The sequence below is a fragment of the Pseudomonas agronomica genome (assembly GCF_025917275.1).
Classification (GTDB): Bacteria; Pseudomonadota; Gammaproteobacteria; order Pseudomonadales; family Pseudomonadaceae; genus Aquipseudomonas; species Aquipseudomonas agronomica.
Window position 1 is genome coordinate 1 of record NZ_JAOSHO010000506.1, and the last position, 3,519, is coordinate 3,519.

The 3,519-nt window shown below is 60.5% G+C and carries 3 protein-coding genes and 1 pseudogene; 2 read left to right on the forward strand and 2 right to left on the reverse strand.

Annotated features, from left to right (window positions below; all coding sequences use genetic code 11):
• Both OC610_RS23520 and OC610_RS23525 read right to left on the reverse strand, forming a co-directional pair.
• Positions 1 to 252 (reverse strand): annotated as a pseudogene (locus OC610_RS23520) (cysteine--tRNA ligase); the annotation flags it as partial.
• Between the two features lie 21 nt (positions 253 to 273).
• A complete protein-coding gene (locus OC610_RS23525; protein ID WP_030142114.1) occupies positions 274 to 1,971 on the reverse strand; it encodes a glutamine--tRNA ligase/YqeY domain fusion protein in 1,698 nt (565 codons plus the stop codon).
• 249 nt (positions 1,972 to 2,220) lie between these two features.
• Here OC610_RS23525 and OC610_RS23530 point away from each other — a divergent pair, with 249 nt between their 5' ends.
• Both OC610_RS23530 and OC610_RS23535 read left to right on the forward strand, forming a co-directional pair.
• A complete protein-coding gene (locus OC610_RS23530; RefSeq protein WP_264431244.1) occupies positions 2,221 to 2,724 on the forward strand; it encodes a peptidylprolyl isomerase in 504 nt (167 codons plus the stop codon).
• The gene (locus tag OC610_RS23535) at positions 2,721 to 3,488 is read left to right on the forward strand and encodes a UDP-2,3-diacylglucosamine diphosphatase (RefSeq protein ID WP_264431242.1); all 768 of its coding nucleotides are present in this window, start codon (positions 2,721 to 2,723) and stop codon (positions 3,486 to 3,488) included. The genes OC610_RS23530 and OC610_RS23535 overlap by 4 nt, the downstream gene beginning before the upstream one ends.
• The last annotated feature ends 31 nt before the right edge of the window (positions 3,489 to 3,519 follow it).

Genomic DNA, 3,519 nt, shown 5'->3' on the forward strand with positions numbered 1-3,519 from the left:
CGCTTCACCATTCTCGTTGGCACGATTGATGATCTTGTCGTCGATGTCGGTGATGTTGCGCACGTAGGTCAGGTCATAACCGCTGAAACGCAACCAGCGGGTCACCAGGTCGAAGGCGACCATGCTGCGGCCGTGGCCCAGGTGGCAATAGTCGTACACGGTCATGCCGCAGACGTACATGCGCACCTTGTTGCCATCCAACGGCTTGAAGACTTCTTTGCTCTTGGTGAGCGTGTTGTAGATCGTAAGCACAGGGTTTCCCTTAAGACTTGATCACTGACCCCAGGAATCGCGCAAGGTCACGGTACGGTTGAACACCGGAGCACCGGGTTTCGAGTCCTTGATATCCGCGCAGAAGTAACCTTCGCGCTCGAACTGGAAACGGTCTTCCGGCTGTGCGTTGCCCAGCGATGGCTCGGCACGACAACCAGTGAGCACTTGCAGGGAGTCAGGGTTGATGTTGTCCAGGAAACTGGCGCTGTCTTCGGCCTTCTCCGGGTTCGGCGAACGGAACAGGCGATCGTACAGGCGCACTTCGCACTCGACGCTGGCGGCGGCCGGCACCCAGTGGATCACGCCCTTGACCTTGCGACCTTCCGGGTTCTTGCCCAGGGTGTCGGGGTCGTAGGAGCAACGCAGCTCGACGATGTTACCGTCGGCGTCCTTGATGGCCTCGTCGGCGCGGATCACGTAGCTGCCACGCAGGCGCACTTCGCCGGCAGGCTCCAGGCGCTTGTAGCCTTTTGGCGGCTCTTCCATGAAGTCTTCACGGTCGATGTAGATTTCCCGGGCGAACGGCAGGACGCGCACGCCCATGTCTTCTTTCGGGTGGCACGGCAGCTCGAGGTTCTCGACCTGGCCTTCCGGGTAATTGGTGATGACGACTTTCAGCGGACGCAACACGCACATGGCGCGCGGCGCACTGTGGTCGAGGTCGTCGCGGATGCTGAATTCCAGCATGCCGAAGTCCACCACGCCGTCGGAGCGGTTGGTGCCGATCATCTCGCAGAAATTGCGGATCGACTTCGGCGTGTAGCCACGACGGCGGAAGCCCGACAGCGTCGACATGCGTGGGTCATCCCAACCGCTGACGTGCTTCTCGTCCACCAACTGCTTGAGCTTGCGCTTGCTGGTGATGGTGTAGTTCAGGTTCAGGCGGCTGAACTCGTACTGGCGCGGGTTGGCCGGCACCGGCAGGTGCTCCAGGAACCACTCGTACAATGGACGGTGGCTTTCGAATTCCAGGGTGCAGATCGAGTGCGTGATGCCTTCGATGGCGTCCGACTGGCCGTGGGTGAAGTCATAGTTCGGGTAGATGCACCACTTGTCGCCCGTCTGGTGGTGATGGGCATGACGGATGCGGTACATGATCGGGTCGCGCAGGTTCATGTTCGGCGAGGCCATGTCGATCTTGGCGCGCAGCACACGGGCACCGTCCGGGAACTCACCGGCGCGCATGCGGGCGAACAGGTCCAGGTTCTCTTCCACGCTGCGGTCACGGAACGGGCTGTTGCGGCCCGGCTCGGTCAGGCTGCCACGGTATTCCTTGGCCTGCTCCGGCGTCAGGTCGCACACGTAGGCGTTGCCGGACTTGATCAGCTCGACCGCCCAATCATGCAACTGGTCGAAATACTGCGAGGCGTAGCGAACTTCGCCGGCCCATTCGAACCCCAGCCACTTGACGTCGCTCTTGATCGCGTCGATGTATTCCTGGTCTTCCTTGGCCGGGTTGGTGTCATCGAAACGCAAGTGCGTGACGCCACCGAACTCCTCGGCCAGGCCGAAGTTCACGCAAATGGATTTAGCGTGACCGATGTGCAGGTAGCCGTTGGGCTCCGGCGGGAAGCGGGTGACGATCTGCGTATGCTTACCCGAATCCAGGTCCGCCTGGACAATCGGGCGCAGGAAATTGACCGGCACGGCCGGGCCGGTCTTGGAATTCGAGGTAGGGTCGACAGTGGGCTTGCTCATAGGATCCTTGAACGTACAAGTGCGCGGCCGGGTGCGGCCTGATAAATCAAAGCCCGTATCATAGCCGATGCTGTCAAGCACCTGACAGGCCGAGCCGGCAAACGATTGAATTTAATCGACGACCCGATGAAAAACAGCCTCGAATTTCGTGCCCGGCACGCTAAACTGCCCAGCCTGGCCGATTACAGCCAGACCGGTTGCGGGCGTTCGCGCCCCGAAACCCACGAATTCCTTGAAAGAGTAGTGATCATGACCCAAGTCAAACTGACCACCAACCATGGCGACATCGTCCTGGAACTGAACGCCGAAAAGGCACCGATTACCGTTGCCAACTTCGTTGAATACGTCAAGGCCGGGCACTACACCAACACCGTGTTCCACCGTGTCATCGGCAACTTCATGATCCAGGGCGGCGGCTTCGAACCGGGCATGAAGGAAAAGAAAGACAAGCGCCCGAGCATCCAGAACGAAGCCGACAACGGCCTTTCCAACGACAAATACACTGTCGCCATGGCCCGCACCATGGAGCCGCATTCGGCCTCCGCGCAGTTCTTCATCAACGTTGCCGACAACAGCTTCCTGAACCACAGCGGCAAGAACGTCCAGGGTTGGGGCTACGCGGTATTCGGTAAAGTCACCGCCGGCACCGACGTGGTCGACAAGATCAAAGGCGTATCCACCACTTCCAAGGCCGGCCACCAGGACGTCCCGGCAGAAGACGTGATCATCGAGAACGCCGAGATCATTGAGTGATATTGCTGATTTCAGATTTGCATCTGGAAGAGGAGCGCCCGGACATCACCCGGGCGTTTCTGGATTTACTCGCCACACGCGCCCGCTCGGCGCAAGCGTTGTACATCCTGGGCGACTTTTTCGAAGCCTGGATCGGCGACGATGCCATGACACCGTTCCAGCGTTCCATCTGCCAGGCCCTGCGCGAATTGAGTGACAGCGGCACAGCCATTTTCCTCATGCACGGCAATCGCGACTTCATGCTCGGGCAGGCGTTCTGCAAAGCGGCTGGCTGCACCTTGCTCAAGGATCCGAGTGTCGTGCAGTTCAACGGCGAACCGGTGTTGCTGATGCATGGCGACAGCCTCTGCACGCGGGATGTCGGCTACATGAAGCTGCGCCGCTGGCTGCGCAACCCGGTCACGTTGTTCATCCTGCGCCACCTGCCGCTGGGCAGCCGCCAGAAACTGGCGCGCAAGCTGCGCAGCGAAAGCCGCACCCAGACCCGGATGAAAGCCAACGACATCGTCGACGTCACGCCCGAAGAGATCCCACGGATCATGCAGCAATACGGCGTGAAGACCTTGGTCCACGGCCACACCCACCGTCCCGCCATCCACAAGCTGCAACTGGGCGAACACGCAGCGAGACGCATCGTGCTGGGGGATTGGGACAAGCAGGGTTGGACGTTGCAGGTGGATGAACAGGGGTTTGCGTTGGCGCCGTTCGGGTTTGCCCCGCCGCCACAACTGCCGGCACCCGATACCCCCCCCAGTCACACATAGGTTTCCCTTGTGGGAGCGAGCTTGCTCGCGA